The organism is Psychrobacter cibarius, assembly GCF_016107535.1.
GTDB classification, from domain to species: Bacteria; Pseudomonadota; Gammaproteobacteria; order Pseudomonadales; family Moraxellaceae; genus Psychrobacter; species Psychrobacter cibarius.
The window spans coordinates 105,454-129,254 of sequence record NZ_JABASQ010000004.1 but is presented as its reverse complement, the minus strand read 5'-3'; the positions used below and the strand labels follow the sequence as shown (position 1 = coordinate 129,254).

The 23,801-nt window shown below is 43.0% G+C and carries 14 protein-coding genes; 7 read left to right on the top strand and 7 right to left on the bottom strand.

All coding sequences use genetic code 11. The annotated features are described in order from the left end of the window. Nucleotides 1-38: 38 nt before the first annotated feature. The 3 genes from JFC08_RS04780 (at nucleotide 39) to JFC08_RS04770 (ending at nucleotide 5,217) form a co-directional block, all read left to right on the top strand. A complete protein-coding gene (locus tag JFC08_RS04780; RefSeq protein WP_198329904.1) occupies nucleotides 39-4,094 on the top strand; it encodes an AAA family ATPase in 4,056 nt (1,351 codons plus the stop codon). Nucleotides 4,095-4,158: 64 nt separating this feature from the next. Then, complete coding sequence (locus JFC08_RS04775; protein ID WP_198329903.1) at nucleotides 4,159-4,857, top strand: WG repeat-containing protein; 699 nt, start codon at nucleotides 4,159-4,161, stop codon at nucleotides 4,855-4,857. A 90-nt stretch (nucleotides 4,858-4,947) separates the two neighbouring features. Further along, nucleotides 4,948-5,217, top strand: coding sequence for a hypothetical protein (locus JFC08_RS04770; protein WP_198329902.1), 270 nt, complete (start codon nucleotides 4,948-4,950; stop codon nucleotides 5,215-5,217). Nucleotides 5,218-5,376: 159 nt separating this feature from the next. Here JFC08_RS04770 and JFC08_RS04765 read toward each other — a convergent pair whose 3' ends face one another. Then, complete coding sequence (locus tag JFC08_RS04765) at nucleotides 5,377-10,224, bottom strand: NAD-glutamate dehydrogenase (RefSeq protein ID WP_198329901.1); 4,848 nt, start codon at nucleotides 10,222-10,224, stop codon at nucleotides 5,377-5,379. A gap of 457 nt (nucleotides 10,225-10,681) precedes the next feature. On the opposite strand from JFC08_RS04765, the gene purD reads away from it, so the two are divergent. Together purD and JFC08_RS04755 are read left to right on the top strand one after the other, a co-directional pair. Further along, nucleotides 10,682-12,010 carry a phosphoribosylamine--glycine ligase gene (gene purD, locus JFC08_RS04760; protein ID WP_198329961.1) on the top strand — a complete coding sequence of 443 codons (1,329 nt, stop codon included), beginning with the start codon at nucleotides 10,682-10,684 and terminating at the stop codon, nucleotides 12,008-12,010. Between the two features lie 298 nt (nucleotides 12,011-12,308). Continuing rightward, complete coding sequence (locus JFC08_RS04755; protein WP_198329900.1) at nucleotides 12,309-13,703, top strand: ABC1 kinase family protein; 1,395 nt, start codon at nucleotides 12,309-12,311, stop codon at nucleotides 13,701-13,703. A 91-nt stretch (nucleotides 13,704-13,794) separates the two neighbouring features. Here the strand turns inward: JFC08_RS04755 and JFC08_RS04750 are convergent, their stop codons facing one another. Next, nucleotides 13,795-14,472, bottom strand: coding sequence for a class I SAM-dependent methyltransferase (locus tag JFC08_RS04750; RefSeq protein WP_198329899.1), 678 nt, complete (start codon nucleotides 14,470-14,472; stop codon nucleotides 13,795-13,797). A 208-nt stretch (nucleotides 14,473-14,680) separates the two neighbouring features. Between JFC08_RS04750 and JFC08_RS04745 the strand changes: the two genes are divergently transcribed. Continuing rightward, nucleotides 14,681-14,872 (top strand): DNA gyrase inhibitor YacG, encoded by a 192-nt coding sequence (locus JFC08_RS04745; protein ID WP_193013089.1) that lies wholly within the window; start codon nucleotides 14,681-14,683, stop codon nucleotides 14,870-14,872. Nucleotides 14,873-14,919: 47 nt separating this feature from the next. Continuing rightward, complete coding sequence (locus JFC08_RS04740) at nucleotides 14,920-16,101, top strand: aspartate aminotransferase family protein (RefSeq protein ID WP_198329898.1); 1,182 nt, start codon at nucleotides 14,920-14,922, stop codon at nucleotides 16,099-16,101. 114 nt (nucleotides 16,102-16,215) lie between these two features. On the opposite strand, the gene JFC08_RS04735 is transcribed toward JFC08_RS04740, so the two are convergent. The 5 genes from JFC08_RS04735 to prfA form a co-directional block, all read right to left on the bottom strand. Next, nucleotides 16,216-17,115, bottom strand: coding sequence for a LysR family transcriptional regulator (locus tag JFC08_RS04735; RefSeq protein ID WP_045448120.1), 900 nt, complete (start codon nucleotides 17,113-17,115; stop codon nucleotides 16,216-16,218). Between the two features lie 234 nt (nucleotides 17,116-17,349). Beyond that, nucleotides 17,350-19,380 (bottom strand): DNA polymerase III subunit gamma/tau, encoded by a 2,031-nt coding sequence (dnaX, locus tag JFC08_RS04730; protein ID WP_198329897.1) that lies wholly within the window; start codon nucleotides 19,378-19,380, stop codon nucleotides 17,350-17,352. 69 nt (nucleotides 19,381-19,449) lie between these two features. Next, nucleotides 19,450-20,712 (bottom strand): hypothetical protein, encoded by a 1,263-nt coding sequence (locus JFC08_RS04725; RefSeq protein WP_198329896.1) that lies wholly within the window; start codon nucleotides 20,710-20,712, stop codon nucleotides 19,450-19,452. Nucleotides 20,713-20,826: 114 nt separating this feature from the next. Continuing rightward, nucleotides 20,827-22,359, bottom strand: coding sequence for a lysine--tRNA ligase (lysS, locus tag JFC08_RS04720; protein ID WP_198329895.1), 1,533 nt, complete (start codon nucleotides 22,357-22,359; stop codon nucleotides 20,827-20,829). A gap of 201 nt (nucleotides 22,360-22,560) precedes the next feature. Further along, nucleotides 22,561-23,652, bottom strand: a complete 1,092-nt coding sequence (gene prfA, locus JFC08_RS04715) for a peptide chain release factor 1 (protein ID WP_060491084.1) — start codon at nucleotides 23,650-23,652, stop codon at nucleotides 22,561-22,563. Nucleotides 23,653-23,801 lie beyond the last annotated feature (149 nt).

Genomic DNA, 23,801 nt, shown 5'->3' with positions numbered 1-23,801 from the left:
CACCCTAATTTTACTACCAAATTTTATAAGACCCTGCCATGCGCCTAATAGAATTACGCCTAAAAAACCTAAACTCGCTCAAAGGCGAGTGGCTTATTGACTTCACCGACCCCGCTTTTATTAGCGAAGGTATTTTTGCCATTACCGGACATACTGGCGCTGGCAAGACTACCATTTTGGATGCGATTTGCTTAGCGCTATACAGTCAGACTCCGAGACTGGGTGATATCACAGGTGCATCTAATGAGATGATGACCCAAGGTACTGGCGAGTGTTCAGCTGAAGTGGTTATAGAAATTGGCGGTAAGCATTATCGCTGCTTTTGGTATCAGCATCGCGCGCATAAAAAACCCAAAGGCAAGCTTGCCTCTATTATCCATGAGATCAGTGACGTTGAAACAGGTGATATCTTAGAGGATGCTAAGTCTAAAACAGCGCCGTTTATCAAAGAACTCATTGGCATGGATTTTAGCCAATTTACGCGCTCAATTATGTTGGCGCAAGGTGGTTTTGCTGCTTTTTTAAAATCAGATACATGGGAAAGAGCCGCTATTTTAGAGAAAATAACTGGCACTGATATTTATGCGCAAATATCTAAAAATGTCTTTGAGAAAAAACGGGATAAGGAGCATGAGCTTGCTAAATTGCAAGCTGGTGTGGATAGCTTACCCTTATTGAGTGCTGAAAACGAAGCACAACTGATAACAGAACTACAAACGCAGCAAAGCTTACAAACAACGCAGCAGCAAGACTTTGATACCATCACTAAGCAACTGGGCTGGCTAGATGACGTTGCGAAATTAAAGCAAAGCTTAGCGCAAAATCTCACCGCACTGACCAACGCCACACAAGATGAGCAAGACTTTGTTCCCAATGCTTTGCGTCTAAATGCGGCCAATAAGGCGCTTGAGATTGAAGGCGCTTTTCAAGCACTGACGCACAGTCGTGATATAAGCAAACAACTCAGCAATGAACAACAGGATTTACTTGATAAAATCCCTACTCAAACAACATTATTAGAGCAAGCGACCACGACTTTTAACGTTGCCAATACCTCTGAATCCCAACTGGAAAATGAGCTACGCGATACCCAGCCCATCATCGATAGCGTGCGAAAAATCGATACCAAAATACAGCAGCACACACATACGTTAGCCGCTGATAATCAGCGCAAAAACATCTTATCATCGAGTATCCAGCGCTTATCACAAGAAATAATGATACATCAAACAGCAGAGCAAGATATTAAGAGCGAGCTGACTCGTATCGCAAGCTATCTAGGCGAGCGTAGTGCGCTAAATAATATTGATAGCGATATTATTACCTTTAATAATAATTGCACTCGTATGAAATCATTGCTACAGAGCAATATTCAATCAAGTGACAATAAACAGGCGTATCAACACTCAAATAGCCAGTTGCAACAACAACTTTCGACTCTCAATCAGCAACAAGAAGCAGATAACAAGCTTATTGAGCAAAAACAACAAGTACTTAAAGAATTACAACAGCAGCAAACGGCATTATTAGAAGATAAGTCACCAAATGAGCTACGTGCTGATATTGATTATATAGACACGCTTACTCAGCACAGTGAACAAATACGCCTTGGACTCCAGCAACTGGCTGACGTTTCAGAAAGAATAACTATTGTTAGCGCAGCTGTGCCAGATATCCAACAAGCATTGAATACGCTTAGAGATATAATAACTAATCATGAATCAGCTATTAAAGGCGAAAAAACTCAACGCCAAGACAAGCAAGACTATCTTGAAGCACTACAGAAAGTTGCTAATCTTGAGAATTATATTATCGAGTTACAGGATGGCATGCCATGTCCATTATGCGGAGCGCTTGAACACCCCTACGGACAGCAGCACCCACTATTAGAAAGTCATAATAGCCAACATGAGACCTCATTAACGGAACAAACACGGCAACAGATTATTAATATTGATATGCGTATAGATAATATGACGCACGAATTATCAGATTGTCAAAGTCAATATGCTGGCAAACAAAACCAGCTGCAAAATGAAAGCAATCAACTCGCCACATTACGCATGCAAGCGCAAACGCTTTGTAGCGATATCAATAGCTATATCGAAAATAATATCAATTCTGACACTGACACTGACACTGACACTGACACTGACACTGACACTGACACTGACACTGACACTGACACTGACACTGACACTGCTATCAACACTATTGTTCAGCCTATAAGTGATATGAATAATAAAATACTGTCAGTTACTCAGTATTTAGCTGGCGATGCTGCCGACAGTATAAGCACAGACCCACAGTTGCTTAGCCATTTATTATCTACCGTCAACGATGTTAAAGCAGCACTGAGCCAAGAAAAAGAAAGGATCAAAAGTACGCTTAACCAATATGACAGCTTCACTCAAACACTGTCTGAGACGACCGAAGCGCTTGATAATACTCAAAAACAACAGCAGCACTATCATAATGATAATCATAAGATAACCACTGATATTAGGCTCAACACTCAACGAATAGACGACATAGATCGCGTGCTACAGGCAAGTTTTGTGGAGCTGACCACAGTAATAGCTGCGGTAGCGACTGTGGTAGAAACCTATCCGGCTGATCAATATCAAAATCATTTAAGCAAGATATCTGATAATGATTCAACCCATAGTGTAATAACAGATTCTACTGCAATAAAAAATACTTTATCAATATTAAACAATAGCATTCAAGATAAAATAGTTGTTAATCAACAGGATAGTGATACATATATTGGTCATTTGCGCCAGCTAAGTTTGGGTTTAAAACAGCTGAAACAGTACTTTCATGCTCAAAAAGACAGCGCCCAAACCTTACAAACGGAAAGTAGTAAATTAACCACTCTAATTGAGGCCAAGCAAGTACAGTTGGATAATGAAAATACTGAGCTTAATAAGCTTAACAACAGTATCGAAGAACAAACAACAGCGCTTAAGCAATTACAAGACGATAGAACACAGAAATTCACTGATAAAGATCCTGATGAAGAAAGCAATCGTTTGCATACAGCACTTGATAACGCGAAGTCCAAAAAGGTAGAAGCACAAAGGCAACGAGATAATAACGAGCAGTTGCTGTTGCAACTACAGAATCGTGCCCAACAACTATCAACTGATCTTAGTAAGATTTCTATCACGCTTAGCACACAGGAAAGTGAGTTTTCAAGCGTGTTAATACAATCGCAGTTCGATACTGAAACTGATTTTTTTAACGCTCGTCTGCCGAAAGCGACACGTGATACGCTCCAACAGCAATACGCCTCTATTGAACAGGCTTTAAATCATGCCAACATGCAATTAAAACAGACGCAGCATGCATTCGATGAAAAGGTATCTTTGGCATTAACTGAGCTGACAGATGAGAATCGAGACAGTCTTGCCAGTAAGCATACTGAACTCAAGTTAGAGAATGAGCAGCGATTGGGCGCAATTGGGGCAATTAAGCAGCGACTAATAGACAATGAACAACAAAAAGTGGCGCAAACAACGCAAAATATTGCCATAAATGCTCAAAAAGAAGCCTTACAAGTGTGGCAGCAGCTGTATGAGCTTATCGGTTCAGCAGATGGTAAAAAATATCGCAATTTTGCACAAGGTTTAACCTTTAAAATTATGATTGACCATGCCAATATTCAATTGAAGAAAATGAGTGACCGCTATTTGCTAACACCCGATATTAATAATCCGCTAGAGCTCAACGTTATTGATAATTATCAAGGCGGTGATATTCGTAGTACCAAGAACCTATCAGGTGGCGAAGGTTTTATTATCAGTCTCGCTCTAGCGCTTGGCTTATCACAAATGGCCAGCCAAAATACGCGGGTCGATTCACTGTTTTTGGATGAAGGTTTTGGCACGCTTGATGAGGAGTCATTAGATATTGCCCTCGACACCTTAACCAACTTGCAACAAGAAGGTAAAATCATTGGTATCATCTCTCATGTGCAAGCGCTGAAAGCACGCATTTTTACCCAAATTCACGTGAAGAAGCTCTCAGGTGGTTATAGTGAAATAAGTGGTCAAGGCTGTAGTAGAGTCACCACTAAAGATGCTGTTTAAAGTGTGAAAGAGATGAAAGGACTATGATGATATTATTATGATGCTAAGTAGGGTTATACAGAGTGTGGGTAACGCAAAGATTGCTAACGCCCTGCCCGTTGTTTTAGTTGGAGTCTTGGTTATCGCGACTGGCACCGCTCAGGCAACCATCAGCTGCGCTGGTTATTTACCGAATAGCTATTTTGAGCGTATTGAAACTAACGTACCCTTTGCTGGCAAGTTAGTCGAATTAACAGATGGGTCGCAGCAGCTACAAGATTTAAATGGCACCGTTATTCTCGATGGATTGACAGACGGCTATATATTGATGGATAAGTATTTATTGGCTCAGAAAAACGGAAAATATGGTGTCGTAAACGCAGCTGGCAAGATAATTGTGCCTTTTGAGTATGACGATATTCAAACTGAACCTGATATAACGACCAGCTTTATTGTCAGCGTTAAGTCATCAGAGGGCAATACCAAACAAGGTATTATCAATCGTCATGGCGAGTGGGTTTATCCGTTAGCAAACGCTCATATCCAGCATGCGCACTATGACCAAGATTATTTTTTAGTAACGGATAATGCAGCGAGCAATCATAAAAGTCTGACAGGACTACTTGATGATAAAGGCTACTGGGCGGTGATGCCGCAGTACGAAGCCATTAATCCGCTTAACGCTTGTACGGGTCAGCCTTTATATCTGCAAGTAAGTTTGCAAGGTGAGACCGCACTGATTGACCAAAATAATGACGTCATCATTCCATTTGCAGCCAATTAGCATATAGAGTCCTTTAATAATAACGCCAATCCACTACTATTTTTGCGCAGCAGCTTATCTCATGAGATTACTGATGACATAGCGACTGCTATGAGTGAAGATATCCAAGAGTATATTATTAGTGCCGACATTGTTGCTGCTAATGGTAAGCTGACTTTTTCCTCTAATGCGCCTATTAGAAAACTGCTCTATCATCAGCTTTATACCTTTAAACAGGCTGGCAAGGTTGGGCTGATTAATGATAAAGGTGACGTGATACTAACACCCAAATTTGACAGTTATCGCGATGACGCGGATAAAGTATGGTTTGAGCACAATGGAAAATTGGTACGTTTAAATACCCTGATAACAGTAGAGTAAATATCTAATTTTGGTACTTTGTAGATACGATCGATAGTATTAATCAATAAAAAACCCCACCGTTAGCTTATAACGGTGGGGTTTTATGTCAAAGACCATTGATTTATTTAGGCGTTTTACTTAGTCACTAGTACTTAATAGTAATTACTTAATAACTAATTACTTAGTTACTAAACCGCTTAGCTCACTCATCAATACTGACAACGTTGAAAGACCAATTTGACCATTTTCATCATTGCTATGCAGATTATCTAACTTGCTCATCTCTGTGGTGACTGACTCCAAATGATCTAAGTGACGTGAACGCCATTCACCAAATGCTTGCTTCGCATCTGGTTTAGATAATATGGCATCCATCAGTAGACGTAGACTACGTGACAGCTCGTTCATCAACGCATGGCGCGCGCGGCGATCCCAGTAGTCTTGCTGTGGTAACGTGGCGATGTTGTCCATCATCCAATCTAACTGCAAGACGTGATAGGCATCAAAGTATAATGTTGCAATCTCATCAACAGGACGCTCATATTGCTCAGCGAGCAGTGCGGCATCAAGTGCATCAACATGATAAGGCAGCATCGCAAACAACGCGGCATCATTATTAGACAGATCATTCTGCATCAGGCTAGTGGTATCTTCTTGCAAGTATTCTGCAAATTGTTGCTCAATAAAGCCGCCTGATTTGGTTAATTTCTCAACACTATCACTAAAGCGACTGATCATGTCAGCGACTTGCAATTCTTGACCAAAGGCATTTATAAACCAAACAACACCTTGCTCAAGCGCGTCACGTAGACGCAGCTCAAGAGTTAGCAGTAATGTAGCATCGACTTGATTGTCCAGTGCTTCAAGCGTGTTCCAAGCTTTTGACACATTGAAGACATCACGGCTAATCGCATAACCACGCACGATGGTCGCCAGCGATTGGTCTGTTTCCTCATAAAGACGGAACAGTGCTTCAATACCCAAACGATTGACCACACTATTGGTCAAATAGGTGCTGATAATCTCACGATGTAAGCGATGTTCAGTCATCTCATCAAAGAACTGCGTCGCCAGCTCATCAGGGAAATACTTGCGCAGCTCATTGATAAAATACGCATCATCTGGCAAGTCTGATGATAATAAGTTGTCATACACCCACATTTTGCCATAAGCCATGACAACTGCCAGCTCAGGGTTGGTCAAGCCAGTATCTGCTTTTTGACGTTTGGCAATTTCTTCATCTGATGGCAGATATTCAATCGCCCGATCAAGACGCCCTTCACCTTCTAACATCTGAATAAAACGTTGATGATCGCTTAAGTTAGCCGCCGCACGAATGTGGCTAAGCTCGATCGCTTGTGGCTGAAGGTAATTTTGACGCAATACCAGTTCTGCCACGCTATCAGTCATGCTCTCAAGCAACTCATTACGCTGCTTTAAAGTCATGTCGCCTTGCTCGACCACTTTGCCAAGTAAAATTTTGATATTGACTTCATGATCTGAGCAGTTTACGCCGCCTGAGTTATCGATAGCGTCGGTATAAATGCGACCGCCTGTTTGTGCATATTCGATACGCCCTTGCTGGGTAAAGCCTAAGTTACCACCTTCACCAACGATGGCCGTACGTAGCTCATTGCCGTTGACCCGTACTGCGTCATTGGCACGGTCGCCGACATCAGCATGGCTCTCATTCACGCTTTTCACATAAGTACCGATACCGCCATTCCAAATGAGATCAACAGGCGATTTTAACAACGCACTGATTAACTCATTGGGTGCCATGCTATCTTCGGCGATATCAAAACGCTGTTTCATCTCAGCACTGAGCGTGATGCTCTTATCTTGGCGGGAGAAAACGCCACCTCCTTGGCTAATAAGCGACTTTTCATAGTCATCCCACGTCGAACGCGGCATGTCAAATAAGCGGGCACGTTCTGCGTGTGAAGCAGCAGCATCTGGATTAGGATCAATAAAGATATGTAGATGGTTAAATGCGGCGACCAGCTGGGTATGGGTTGATAGCAGCATACCATTGCCGAATACGTCACCGCTCATATCACCAATACCAACCACGGTAAAGTTATCACGGTTCTGAATGTCCATGCCGCGCATACGGAAGTGGCGTTTGACCGATTCCCAACCACCGCGTGCAGTGATACCCATGGCTTTGTGATCGTAACCAACTGAGCCACCTGAAGCAAAGGCATCGTCGAGCCAGAAGTCATATTCAGCAGACAAGGCATTGGCAATATCAGAGAAGCTGGCGGTTCCTTTATCAGCCGCGACCACTAAGTACGGATCATCTTCATCATGACGCACGGTGTTGGCTGGCGGGACAATTTTGCCATCAACGATATTATCCGTCACATCGAGCATGCCGCGTAGGAATGCTTGATAACAAGCAATGCCTTCGGCTTGGAATGCGTCGCGACCATCTGCCATAGTTTTGGTTTTGACGATAAAACCGCCTTTTGAACCAACAGGAACGATTACGGCGTTTTTGACCATTTGTGCTTTGACCAAACCAAGTACTTCGGTGCGGAAATCTTCCATACGATCCGACCAACGCAGACCACCACGGGCCACTTTACCACCGCGCAAATGCACGGCTTCAACACGCGGCGAATACACGAATATCTCAAACATCGGTTTTGGTTTTGGTAGATTAGGAATATCTGCTGCCAAAAACTTAAACGATAAACGATCTTTACGCTGACCATCGCTATCGGTTTGATAGAAGTTGGTGCGTACCATGGCGTTAATTAAATCTAAATACCAACGCAAGATACGGTCTTCATCCAAGCTATCCACACCTGCCAATGCCGCCGTGATTTGCTGTTGAATCTGCGCGGTTTTTTCTGTGCGGTCATCTTCACTGTATTTAGGGTTCATACGGGCATCAAACAGACTACCTAGCGCCACGCTAATGTCGCTATTTTTTACTACCGTTTGCTGAATATACGTACTAGAGAATGGTGCTTTCGCTTGCATCATATAACGTGATAATGCTCGTAGTACCACCACATCATAAGTATCTAAGTTGGTCGTTAATACCAATTCGTTAAAGGAGTCACTCTCGACATGTCCCGCCCAAATCTGCTTGAGACTGTCTTCAAACTGACCACGCACCACTTGCATGTTGACAGTATCGACATGCTCTAGTGTTAGTTCATACTCTTGCATCCAAATGGGCTGCTCTGGCAAATCAAACTCATAGGTTTGCGCTGAAATGACAGACACACCAAAGTTTTCAAGGATTGGCAGGACTTTAGACAAAATAACAGGCTGTTCACGACCATACAGTTTTAGGTGTAATTGATTGCTTGCGTCGCCAGTTGACTGGTATAAATGCCAAATCATCGGCTGTTCTGCTGTCAATACAGCCAAACGCTTGGTGTCTTCAACCGCAGTACGGGCATCAAAACGCTCTTGATAAGCCGCAGGGATATAATTTAAAAAGCGACGGTTTAGAGCATTGGCTTGTTGCTCACCCACATTATCCAGCAGCATCTTTTGATAGCTGTCGCTCCATGATTGCATTAAAGCAGATAGTTTTGCTTCAAGTGCAGCAGTATCGACGTCTTTCACTTGACCTGGCACCGTACGCACATGGACATGCACACGTGCGTGAGCTGATTCATTGAATTCTGTGGTAAACCCTGATGATGTGCCACCGTAGGCTTCTTTTAGGACGTTCTGTACTTTGATACGTAGCTCAGTGTTGAACTTGTCGCGCGGGATATAGACCAAACATGAGACAAAACGCTGATAATGATCCACACGGCTGAATAGGCGCAGGCTCTTTTTATCTTGCAACTGGCTGATACCAGAAACGATAGGATATAGCTCTTCGACGCTGGCTTGAAAGAGGTCGTCACGCGGCAAGGTGTTAATCACATGCATCATTTTATGGTGCGCATGACCGTCACGTGGCAATTCTGCCATCGCCATAATCTTATTGGCTTTGTCACGTAATAGCGGAATTTGCTGTACCGTTAGTTGATACGCTTGTGAGGTCAATAGACCAATAAATCGATATTCACCAACCAGCTTACCACTATCATCAAATTTATGAATACCCAAAAAGTCCATATATACGGGACGATGCACAGGCGATACACGGCTTGATTTGGACAACATCAACACTCGCGGTTCAGTCAATAGTTGCTTTAATACTTTTGGCAATTGGCTAAAACTCTCTGAAAGTTTATCTTCTTCAGCACCGCGTAATAGACCAAGACCACTATTACCAATGGCGAATAAATCTAAATCAGCAGGTTCAGCATTCACTTCGACAGCCTGCCCGCCTTCCAAACGGTATTCACGATAACCCAAGAATATAAAATGATCGTCTAATATCCAATCTAAAAACGCTTGTATCTCTTGCTGCGAGTAAAAAACTTCTGGCAGTGGCTTGTTTGATAGCTCAGCTTTGATATCCGTCAACTGCGCACGCATCTGCTTCCAATCGCCAACGACTGTATCTAGCGTATCAATTTTTGCCAATAACATTTGCTGTAGCGCAGCCAGATCTTCATCATCTTGATAGGCAATTTCACAATGAATCAAAGACAAATGAGAGGTCGCGCTTTCATGTGCGCCTTCGACATGAGTAATATGACCATTATCATCACGTGCAACACTGACAATGATGTTATAAGTACGATGAACATCGATACCTTCAGACTCAAGACTCATCAAAATCGTATCGACTAAAAACGGTCTGTCATAGGCAACAATTTGAATAACCGTATGTGAGCTATGAAAATGCTGCTCTTCTGCTTTGGGGTTCAGCACCTTCAGTTGTGGCTTGCTGCCATCATAGGCTTGGAGCAACGTAAAATGATGTAATGCCATGCCCGCTAGGTCAGCATTACTGATAGTCTCAGCTGCCTCTGCGTGCAATGGCTGATAATAGCTATGAATAAAATGATCAAATAATGATTTGTCTTTTTGTACATAACTGGTAGCAATATCGCTTATCTGGCTGATGCGCTCTTTTGCGATACTGAGGGAGTTTGGCATGTCCTTCATCCTTTTTTATAGATTTGATTTATCATTTATTTAAGTTTATTAATTCGTACTAACTAATGGCAGCGCATAAATATGTGAAACATTATTGGTGCTGCGGAGCAGTATATCCATTTACGCAATTTATTCTGTTTTTTCTTGATATTTTAAGTTTCTCTCCTTTTTTTACCCTTATTTTTAGGAATATGTCGCAATTGGGATTTAATACCATTAATTTAGTGAAGTGTAACGTACATAGCGCACCAGCTAAAGCGTACAACATCATTTCATGAATCAGCAACATGTCGATAACATTTGCTCATGAGACAGGTTTTTCCGTTTATTGATGATTAATTGCTGGCAAGTGGATACTCATGGCAATCGGTACGACTTTTTTGTTAGAATATGCCAGTATATTTGAGAGTGTGTGGCTAACTCATAATTAACTTTAATGCTAAGGGCAAGACGTATGATGAATATTTTGGTGATTGGTTCAGGTGGTCGCGAACACGCGCTAGCATGGCAATGTGCAAAAGACGACAAGGTCAATAATGTCTACGTCGCGCCTGGTAATGCTGGTACAGCGCTTGAACCTAAATGCCAAAACGTTGTACTAATATCTACTGACGAGAACGCCAGTGAACATAGTGCAATCATCGATTTTTGCCAAAACAATGCCATTGATATGGTCATTGTTGGACCAGAAGCGCCTTTGGTCACTGGTATCGTTGATGCTTGCCGCGATGCTGGGATTCAAGCGTGGGGACCAACAGCATACTGTGCGCAATTAGAAGGTTCCAAAACCTTCGCCAAAGAATTTATGGAGCAAAACAATATCCCTACCGCAGCCTACAAAGGCTTCACCGAAGCAGTAGCTGCCAAAGCTTATATCGATGAACAAGGTGCACCCATCGTTATCAAAGCTGATGGCCTTGCCGCTGGCAAAGGGGTCATCGTTGCAGAAACTATCGAACAGGCATATGAGGCCATCGATGATATGCTTGCGGACAATAAGTTTGGTGATGCAGGCAGCCGCGTGGTGATTGAGCAATTTTTGCAAGGTGAAGAAGCCAGCTTTATCTGCATGATTGATGGTAAAAATATCTTGCCAATGGCAACAAGCCAAGACCATAAACGGGCTTTTGAAGGCGATACAGGTCCGAACACAGGCGGCATGGGAGCATACTCTCCTGCGCCAGTGGTCACTCAAAATGTCCATGAAAAAGTCATGACCCAAGTCATTCAACCAGTGGTTGATGCAATGAATAATGCGGGTCACCCTTATACAGGATTTTTATATGCAGGTCTCATGATTGATGAAACAGGTGACCCTTATGTGATCGAATTTAACTGCCGTTTTGGTGATCCAGAAACTCAGCCTATCTTAATGCGTTTACAATCATCAATGGTAGATTTGGTGGCACAAGGTCTAGCAGGACAGTTGCCCAGTGATGCTCAGTGGGACAGCCGCCCTGCCCTCGGTATCGTCGTTGCTTCAAAAGGCTATCCTGAAACATCATCAAAAGGTGATGTAATTGCTGGCTTGCCAGAACTAGATGACAATAATGACAACGCTGTCAAAGTCTTCCATGCTGGCACTGCTTTTTCTGACAGCGATGCCATAGACCGTGAAAAAGAAGTGGTGACGAATGGCGGACGTGTACTATGCGTGACTGCTCTTGCAGATAGTATTTCAGACGCTCAGCAAGCCGCACTTGCGGTAACAGGTGCGATTAGTTTCGATGGTGCACAGTATCGCCGTGATATTGGGCATCATGCCATTGCTCGTGAAAACAGTTAAAAATCAATATTACTCAGGCGAGGGCTGTTCACAGCTTCAGTCTGATACACCAAATTACTCTTAGCTATTAGGATTTGACCTAGCATCATGCTAGGTCTTATTTTTTGATATTATTTTTTACGAAATTATAATCTGCAAATATATACTGCGGCTTACAAAGTAACTGCTATTGGCAAGCTTAGGCTCATCAACCAAATGTGCTTTATATGATACAATTTTGTACCCGTACATCGCATCTCCCTTGTATTGTAGGTTTTGAACCCACAAATCAATACCAACTGGATGAATGATTATATTTATGGCAAATGATACGTCTAAACCTTCTAGCACCAAGCAATCCATCGATAACTTAAAAACCTCAGGGTTTGATAGACGAATGTCGATTGCTAAAACCTCCTTAAACATTGGTCGCCGCTGGGCGGGTAATAGTGTGTCTGGTATGTTCTTAAATAAAGAAGCACGCACAGCACGTAACCAAGTATTTATGGAAGCACAAGCAAACTACCTCGCAGAAGAGCTAGGTAAGCTAAAAGGTTCGGTCGTCAAAATTGGTCAAATGCTAGCGATTTATGGCGAACATATTTTGCCACCAGAAATCACCCGTGCCTTGCAAACGCTCAATGATGATACCGCTACGTTATCATGGCCAACCATGCAACAAACGCTGCAGCAATTATTGGGCGAAAAATTACATGAATTAGATGTCGATACGGTTCCTATAGGTACCGCGTCGCTCGCGCAAGTTCATCGCGCCACCGTGATTGCGACTGGCGAGCAAGTTGTATTAAAAATTCAGTATCCGGGTGTTGCTGATGCAATCAACTCAGATCTTGCTTTATTTAAGCAACTATTAAGAGTGAGTAACATCGTTCCGCAGACCCGTTCGCTCGATGCTTGGTTCGAAGAGATACGTGACCTACTCCATCATGAAGTGGACTACGAAGCTGAAGCCGCGACGACAGAACGGTTTTATGACCGTCTGAGTAATGATCCGCGTTACATAATTCCCAAGATTAATCGTACTTATTCCAAAAAGCGCCTACTCTGCATGTCTTATGAGCCAGGTATTACCGTAGTTTCTGAGGCATTACAATTATTACCTCATGAGCGTCGTAACGCTATTGGTCAGGCAGCCATCGAAATCATGATGCAAGAGATTTTTGTGTGGGGTGAAATGCAGACAGACCCCAACTTTGGTAATTATTTGGTTCGTGTCAGTGAAAATGAAGGCGATATCGATAAATTAGTATTATTAGATTTTGGTGCTATTCGTCAATTTGATAACAACCTTTTGACCATTGCGCATGGCTTACTAAAAGCTGGTTACCGCCATGACCATCAGGCAATGATGCTTGCGATGACGGGTTATGACTTCTTTGATAGTATGAGTGATAAAGTACGCTCTGACATGGCGTCACTATTTTTATTGGCAACCGAACCGTTTAGTGATCCAGCGACCAATCCTGATATTCCTAGCGATTGTCTAGATAAGGACGACCGTTATATTTGGGCGAACAGCAAACTTCACTCTCGCCTCTCAATACAAGCCACAAAAGCGATGCAGTCTTTTGAGTTTAACTTACCACCAAAAGAATTTATGTTTATTAGTCGAAAATTTATTGGTGCTTATACCTTTCTGACGGTGCTTGACGCTTATACTGATTCAGATACCTTAGTAAAACCTTATTTATAGTTTTGACTTAAGAAAATTTTCTCTAATAGTAAGTAATTTTTGAACCGCCTTTTTGTGGCGGTTTTATTTTTTAGCTTTTTATTTGCTTAGGCTATTTAACTTGATTCATAGTGTCGGCCTTCCACTCATCAAACCTAGTTTTATAACCCTCGGGCTTATGCATAATAAGTTCCCAGCATACCTCTCCACGGGCTAAATATTTTATTTCAAAATGCGTGCGCTGACTGTCATCAGCGACTTGATAGCGCTCATTAGGCAACGACCATATCTCCGTTGCTTGCTGCTCTGCATTATTGATATAGGCTTCGATGTTGGTTACTAGTACCACCTCTCCACCTACTTGTAAGCGTGACAATAGAAACTCGAAGAAAGGCATGTTTAGCCATTGCTGGTTGGGATTGTGCTGTTCAGGATTGGGGTACAGTATGAAGATTTTACTGACACTATTGGGTTTAATGGCATACACAATCCATGCGATCGCATCAGCATGAATGGCAGTTAAGTTCGGTGAATCTTGTAGCACTGCCAGTTTGGCAAAAGCATCAAATTTATTACGCGTACGTTCAATCGCAATCAAATGCTTATCAGTATTCTTCGCGGCAAAGCCAAGCGCATGCTTGCCCTTCCCTGCACCGATTTCTAATACCAAAGGTATATTATTTTTATTGTCGTGAATGAGGTTTGGCACAATAAAATCACGTGGTGCCGAAAGCTTTTCTGGTTGAAATGCACGCAGTTGCTGATGCGTAAGTTCAATATTGTCCGTCATCTACTATCCTTAAAGTATTTGTCTTTTGCCATTATTCGGGCGCATGCTATTATATAGCCAATCCACTTCAATAGTAATATAGCGACTGCGAGTAACGCGCTATCGTAGTCTATCAAGCGCATATGAGAAGAAAATAGACCACTTAACGACTGCCGCTCGCTAATGAGATTAATCATACAAATAAATCAAGGATACTCTCACCCTTATCATGACTGAATCTACCCCCAATACTTCTCCTAAAACCTATCCTTGCCCACGTTGTGGCACTAAAACAGCATGGCAAGACAATAAGTACAAACCGTTTTGTAGCAGTCAATGTAAACTTATTGACTTAGGTGCATGGGCAAATGAAGACTATACCTTGCCTGCTGAAACCACGCCTTTTTCTGACGAGCTATAATCAACACCTTCTCTTTTAACTAATTTATCATCTTAAGGATGTTTTATATGTCTGCTACTTATCTTATGCCCACTTATAACCGTCAGCCAATCAGCTTTACACGCGGTTCAGGCAGTTGGCTATACACCAAAGATGAGACGCCTTATTTAGATGCACTGACTGGTATTGCCGTATGCGGCTTAGGGCATTGCCACCCGCAAGTAACTGATGCCATTCAACAGCAAGCAGCGACTTTAGTACATACCAGTAACTTATTCGGTATCGACTGGCAAGAGCGTGCGGGTGAAGTACTATGTACAGCTGCCCAAATGGACAGTGTGTTCTTTGCCAATAGCGGTGCCGAAGCAAACGAAGCAGCGCTCAAACTTGCACGGTTGTATGCACATCAACAAGGTTTTAAACGCCCAAAAGTCATCGTTATGGAGCAATCATTCCATGGTCGTACCTTACTATCACTGTCAGCCACCGCCAATCCAAAAGCCCGTGAAGGGTTTTATACATTAGATGATGATTTTATCCGTGTGCCCTTTGGTGATATTGCCGCGATTAAGCAAGCTGCGCAAGATCATGATGAAATTTGCGCCATCTTTGTAGAGCCTATTCAAGGTGAAGGGGGTTTAAATACTGCTGCCAACGGATTTACGTATCTTGAAGAACTACAAGCAGAGTGTGAAGCCCATAACTGGTTATTTATGCTGGATGAAGTGCAAACAGGTAATGGCCGTACGGGTAAATACTTCGCTTATCAACATAGTAATGCGCGTCCTGATGTATTGACGACAGCTAAGGGCTTGGGTAACGGTTTTCCAGTAGGCGCATGTATGGTACGTGGCCGCGCTAATGGTCTGTTTGGTGCTGGTAGCCATGGCTCTACTTATGGCGGCACGCCGCTAGCCAGTCGTGTGGTACATAGCGTATATGACGTATTGGCTAACAGTGATATCATGACCAATGCCGTAACCGAAGGGCTGTTTATTCGTGAGACGCTGGTCGATACACTAGGACAATACGGCGTCAGCAGTCGTGGTGCAGGTATGATGATTGGTATCGCTTTGCCTGAAGACATGGACTGTAGTCAGTTGGTTGATCGTGCGCGTGATGAGCAAAAGCTAATCATCAATGTCACTGGTGGGCATGTTGTGCGCTTGCTACCGCCGCTTAATATGAGCCGCGATGAGAGCACACAAGTGGCTGAGCGTTTGATTGACTTGCTAAAACCATCATTTTAAATGATTGGTCACACTAAACGCTAACACTAAAAAAGCCTATAGATAATATGTCTATAGGCTTTTTGCTTTTGGAGGTTTTAAACTACTCTCTATGGTGCGTTATTCAAACGTCACTTAATTGGCATGAAAGTACTTTTTTAACACCTCTAAACAGCGAGTGATTTTGGCTGGCTGTTGATCACGGTTTAAGGTGACGGCATATAGTACAAAACTTGGTAATTGATAACCGGTCAACACTTCGACCAAGTCACCATTTTCAAGCTCTTTTTTGATGTCCATTTCCATCATTCTAACCAAGCCATGACCTTCTTTTGCCAAGGTGGTCGCCATAAAGACATTATTGGTATAAATGCGTGAATTCATTTTCGTACGCGTCTTTTTACCCGTTTCTGTCTGAATGAGATCAATTTGATTGGCATCTTTCATGATTTCAATACAAATCAGCTGATGGTCAGCCAAATCTTTAGGCGTCTGCAGTTTGGTATGTTGGCGTAGGTACTGCGGTGAAGCAACCAACATTTGGCGCACATCGGTCAATGGATGACTGCTGAGGCTCGAGTCATTAATCGATGGACTCATACGAATCGCAATATCGATCCGCTCATCAATCATGTCAATATAGTGGTTGTCTGCTAGATAGGTAATGCTAAGATCATCATGTGCCGCCATCCACGTAGAGAGTGCCGGCAAGATGTGATTAACGCCAAGCTCCGGTGTTGTCGCCACTCGTAAGCTGCCTGCCAACTCATCACGTAACTGATTGACCTTAATCCGCCCTTGCTCAGCAGCACTTACCACATCCTTTGCGGCTTCATAAAAACTTTCGCCAGCTTCTGTTAAGCTCAGCTTACGAGTTGAGCGGTGTAATAGCACGACGCCCAGCTCATTTTCTAATGAGCGGATTTGCTGACTGACTGCACTGGTTGTAATGCCAAGCTCACGAGCAGAGCCACTAAAAGAGCCATGTCCAACCACACTGGCGAACACAGCCATACCGCGTAAATTATCCAACATATTCTCACCTAAACTTCATTTCAGTTTTTAATATAACTTAACCATTATAGCGAATCTTAATTTATTTTATCGTTATTAAATATTTCTCTCTTGTTTAAAAAAGCCCATTTAATTCGCAATAAAAACAAAAATATCAAGGCGATAGTACAACATCGCCTTGATATTTTATATGAAAGTTGTATTTAATAACTATATAGACTTTTAAATAATTTTAACAACAGTTTTTCTGACTGTTTAATACAACTGAACCTTACCCATTTTTCCTTCACCGCGCTCATTCAAATACTGCATCACAGGCGTAGCAAGCAGTCTTGCTTCTGCAACCGTTTTGGCTTGCACCAAGCGCTTTTGTTGGCGACGCTCAGGCGTCTTATCCTCTGCTTGCATGACACTGCCATCGATTTGCAAGTCAATTTCTGCTTGGGTGAACTGCTGTTGCAGTTTAGCCGCTAATTGCTGAAAAGTGGTTTGTAAATGCCGACTATCTACACTTGTTATAAATATTGCCTTGCCATCGCATAAGCCCGTCATCATGCCTTGACGCGCAAGTGCCAATTCGTCTTGAGCCAATATCTCCGCTTCACGAGCCGTTTGTAGCCAATAATCCCATTTTTCTGGTGTCCACTCACCTAGCAGTTCTTGCGGTGAGCAACGCAGCAAAGTACGAGGATCATCCAGTTGCGTTGTTAACTGAGAATTATTTGCATCAGGTTCAACAACGGGTTCAGGTTCAACAACGGGTTCAGGTTCAACAACGGGTTCAGGTTCAACAACGGGTTCAGGTTCAACAACGGGTTCAGGTTCAACAACGGGTTCAGGTTCAACAACGGGTTCAGGTTCAACAACGGGTTCAGGTTCAACAACGGGTTCAGGTTCAACAACGGGTTCAGGCTCAACAACGGGTTCAGGGTTAGTGACTAATACATCATGATTTTGCTCAGAATTTTGAGCCAAACTTGGCTCAATATTGTCATAGGTCTCGACTTGCAAATCATCATTATTTCGTGCTTGATAATCAACGCCATAAGACTGTAATGGCGGTGCAGAAGCCGATTGGCTATTTGATGACTTATTCAATGACTGTGTAGAAGGTGTAGATGTCCCATCTTCTATAGCTGGTACTTCATGTGCTACAGAGCCAGCATAAGTATGATTTAATATCTCATCGACTGGCAACGGACGAAATGCCAGCAGGCGTAAAATGCACATTTCCAGCGCTTGCATTGGTGTGCTCGCAAGCTTAACACCTTCACGTGCTTGCACGACAATCTCATAATACAGTTGCAGAACATCTGGACTCATATGCTGCGCAAGCGTGTTGATATCTTGCGCCTGCGCCTCATTCACATTTAATGCCACTTCAGGAAGCAGCTGGGTCAACGCCAATTGATGCAGTAATTCAGTAAGACCATCAAACATACTCGTCGCATCAACCATTTGCGCGCGCATTTGCTCGATATGTGCAGCAACAGCAGACTTGTCATGGTTATAAATATCTGTAATCAGACTGACCAAATCAGCCGCATCAATTAAGCCAAGCATGGCGTTTACAGTGACATCATCGAGCGCACCTTGACCAAAAGCAATGGCCTGATCGGTCAATGACAACGCATCACGTACCGAGCCTTTGGCGGCGCTGGCCAATTGCCAGAGTGCAGGCTGCGTATAACCCACCTGCTCTTGGGTAAGAACATTTGCCAAATGCTCGCTGAGTAACGTTTGCGGTAGCGGACGTAGCACAAACTGCAAACAGCGCGAAATAATGGTAATCGGCAATTTTTGCGGATCAGTCGTGGCAAGTAAGAATTTTACATGCTCAGGGGGTTCTTCCAAAGTTTTAAGAAGCGCATTAAAACTGTGTGTGGACAACATATGCACTTCATCAATCAGGTATACTTTATAACGCCCCTGACTTGGCGCATACGGCACATTATCCAGCAACTCTCGTGTGTCTTCTACTTTGGTACGGGATGCCGCATCAATCTCGATAAGATCGATAAATCGCCCTTGATCGATTGCCACGCAGTTATCACACACACCGCAAGGCGTACTAGTGATACCCGTATCGCAGTTCAAACATTTAGATAAGATACGCGCGATCGTGGTCTTACCCACACCGCGTGTGCCCGTAAAGAGGTAAGCATGATGCAAACGGTTATAATCAATCGCATTAATCAGTGCTTGAGAAACATGCGTTTGCCCAATCAACTCGTGAAAGTTTTTTGGACGGTATTTGCGCGCTAAAACTTGATATTGCTGCGTCATAATAAATGCCAATGTGAATAATACAAATATAGATGGAGTGTCAAACCAGTAAGCTATATTAGGTTTAGATTATAACTGCGCTTGAAGTTGTGCTAAACGTTCGTATAAGCGCTGAGTATTGGCGTCAATCACTGAGCCTTTTTGATAAAAGGCATCCAAATGCACCTCTGTATTGACGCTATCATCACAAGGTCTAAACTCTACGCCAATCAAAAATAAATCATCCATCACTGGATCCTGCATTTGAGCATTGAGCTCCAACAACAAATCTTGTTGAGACGTGCGCACCTTGTCAGCACTCAGCGAACTATTATCATCTTGCGCATAGAAAACCATCAGATAATGGCGTCCAAACACGTGATAAGAGTGCTCATGACAGACATAACCATTCCAGCGAGAGTCTTGATCCATCGTTTTGTAAGCTAAGATTTTTTCAACCAAACAAGCGTAAGTATACATTGACTCATCGACCAAAATATCGACTGGCTCTTTTGGTAGTGGTTGACCTGCCTCATAATAATTTTTGATCAAACTATTAAACAGCTTGTACCACATTCGAGTATTTTTCTGAATCTCAGCCATGAGTGCTTTGGCAAAGACTGCCTGATCTGGTTCTGTAGCTTTGAGCAAGCGTTGCTCAATCTGATCGATCAACTGATTGTCAATCAATTGATCTTGCACCCTAATCGCTCTTTGATGAAAGTCAGGCGACTGTAAAAACTGGGTAAGTAATGTCGATTCGTCTTGGAATGACTCAAACCCTGTCAGCTGGCTGCGATGAAAGTCTAAAAATGCGGACAAATCGCTTGGCGTAACCAATTGGCTGATGGTATCGACAAAGTTTTGATGGCTAAATACCTGTAAGACACTCTGCTCATCATCCAGATCTAAAACACAGTCTTCAGCAAAAAACTGACTACCATATTCATAATCAACCGTATGCGAGGATGCTTGTGGTTTATCATCTTGATGCGTGACAGACAGTGACGTCAAACCAATGAAATAAACATTCTTACCAGCTGCCGAGGTATTACTTTCTGCCATCGACTTATCGTTTTTTAGATAAAGCTGAGCGTGACGCTTAATTAGTTGGTTGACGACTTCTTTTCTCCACTCACGAACTTGAGCGCTGTCTACTTTTTGCCTACTCGCTTGCATCACCACATCATTGACTATCAAATAAATGATAGCGCCAGAAAACTCAAAAACGAAATCATAACCTTGAAACTGCTCAGGATTGGTTGTTTTATCTGCTGGTAACTCATACAAAGATAAGAAACTTTGTTGAATCATTTGTTGCCAAAGTGAGGGTGACGCGTGCTGATTATCCATGATGTCCCTATAAATGAGGTCTCATAAAGAATCTGGGACCATTCCATTGAAAGCAAAAGAGCTTTCTTATGTTCAGTTTAGTCCCAGCATGGATTTATGGCAAGTAAACTAGTTTTAGCTTTCTAACTTGCGGCGCATATGCGGGAACAAAATCACATCACGGATACTAGCCGAATCGGTAAACAACATCACTAAACGGTCAATACCGATACCTTCACCTGCGGTTGGTGGTAAGCCATAAGACAGCGCTTCGATGTATTCTTCATCAAAATGCATCGCTTCATCATCACCAGCGTCTTTTTCAGCGACTTGTCCACGGAAGCGTTCTGCCTGATCAGCAGGATCATTAAGCTCGCTAAAGCCGTTTGCCAGTTCACGACCCCCGATGAATAGCTCAAAACGATCGGTGATTTCAGGATTGTCATCACTACGGCGTGCCAGTGGTGAAGTTTCCGCTGGATATTCAGTGATGAAAGTTGGCTGACGCAATTGGTGTTCAGCGGTTTCTTCAAAGATGATGGTCTGTAGTTTGCCCACACCAAACACCTCTTTCACTTGCTGTTTAAGCGTTGTCGAGGCATACTCTGCCAGATATTCACGGTCATTGATACGTGCCATATCGAAATTTTCGGCATATTTTGCAATTGCATCACACATAGATAAACGTATAAATGGCGCTTTTAGACTGATGGCTTCTTCTTGATAAGTAATCTCAGTCGTGCCCAAAATATCCATCGCCAATTCATTAAATAAGCGTTCGGTCAAATCCATCAAGTCATGATAATCAGCATAAGCTTGATAAAATTCAATCATGGTAAATTCAGGATTATGGCGAGTTGATACACCTTCGTTACGGAAGCTGCGGTTAATCTCGAACACCCTTTCAAAACCACCAACGACTAAGCGCTTCAAGTAAAGCTCAGGCGCGATACGCAGATATAAAGGCATATCTAGAGCGTTATGATGAGTCACAAATGGACGCGCCACCGCACCACCTGGGATAGGATGCATCATCGGCGTCTCAACTTCCATGAAACGCTCATTTAACATAAACTTGCGAATGCCGCTAATGACTTGACTGCGAATCATAAAGGTATCACGAGTCGTCTCATTGGTCATCAAATCAAGATGACGATTACGATAGCGCGCTTCGACATCAGCTAAACCATGAAACTTGTTTGGCATTGGACGTAGCGCTTTAGTCAATAACTGAAACTCTTCGATATGCACATATAAGTCGCCTTTGCCTGAGCGACCGATGTAGCCTGATACGCCAACAATATCACCCAAATCTAGTGATTTAATGGCCGCTAACGTCTCTGGATCCAACTCTTTGCGTGCAACATATAACTGAATGCGACCCGTCATGTCTTGAATAACAATAAAGGCACCACGGTTCAGCATGACGCGACCTGCCACGTTGACCTGTGTTTTTTCGCCATTCGCCGCTTTTTCTTCAATTTCTTGTTTTGAGACGCCGTCAAAAGCAGTTTGCAAATCTTGCGCATAATCAGTACGTTTAAATGTATTTGGATACGGCTGTTTGCCTGAAGCACTGATATCGTCTAGCTTGGCTTGCAGCTGAGCAATTAGCTCGTTAGCGTCTTCTGGGGCTTGCTCTTGATTCTGATTGTTGTGCTTTGACATAACACTCTCAATATTGTTAGGTAATTAAATGGAATAAACGAAAACTGCAAAATTAAATCTATACTTATTATCATAGTTGATAGCCGTAAAAAAACAGCTATAAACAAACAGACACTGTCATCTAGACAGTGTCACGCTTTTATGAATTAATGGATTCACGACCAGCTATTGAGCCTCTAGTCATTAATATCCTGATGGTTACTAATCACCACCGCCGATACTGGCCATCAAATCAGCCTGATGCTCACGCAACAGTGCATCAAGAATCTCATCCAAGTCGCCTTCCATAATGGCATCAAGCTTGTATAACGTCAGGTTGATACGGTGATCGGTCATGCGACCTTGTGGGAAATTATAAGTGCGAATGCGTTCTGAGCGATCGCCACTACCCACCAAATCACGGCGTATGGTATCTGCTGCATCAACTTGCGCCTGTACTTTGACTTGCTGGATCTTTGAAATCAGCATTTTCATCGCTTGCGCACGGTTTTTATGTTGGCTACGCTCTTGCTGACACTCTACCACGGTACCCGTTGGAATGTGGGTCAAACGTACGGCTGAGTCAGTGGTGTTAACGTGCTGACCACCCGCACCGCTTGAACGGAAAGTGTCAAAGCGGATATCGGCTGGGTTCAGATCCACTGTATCATCAATCTCAACCTCAGGCATCACCGCCACGGTACAAGCTGAGGTATGCACGCGACCTTGGCTTTCGGTTTCAGGCACACGCTGCACACGGTGTACGCCAGATTCAAACTTTAAGCGACCATACACGCTGTTGCCTGATACGCGAGTGATGATTTCTTTATAACCGCCATGCTCGCCTTCACTTGCCGACAATACTTCCACTGTCCAGCCTTGTGTCTGCGCGTATTTTTGGTACATTCGGAACAAGTCACCAGAGAAAATCGCGGCTTCATCACCACCTGTACCCGCACGAATTTCCAAGAAAGCAGGCACTTTATCATTCGGATCTTTTGGTAGCATCATGACATTGAGCGCCTCTTCCATCTCTACGATGGTCTCGCGGGCGTTATCAATCTCATCGATCATCATCTCTTTCATGTCAGGATCTGATGCATCAGCCAGCATAGCCTCTGCATCAGCCTGATCCGTTTCTGCACGCACATAGTTCTGCCATAAAGTGGTGATATCCATCAAGTCGCTGTGCTCGACAGACAATTCACGGAATTTATTATTATCGCTGATGATACTAGGATCTGATAATAAGGCGGTGACCTCTTCATAACGGTCTACCATCTGGTCTAAACGCAGGCGTAAGGATTCTTTCATAAAAGGACTTTTAATTGGATGAGAGGAATAAGACCGTGATTATAGCAAATTTTTCGGGGTAAATTAAAACCTCTACGCATTCTTGTCGATATTCTAAGCATTCTTCCCGTTATATTCTCAAATAGCGCCTCATTCTTGAATAATATATT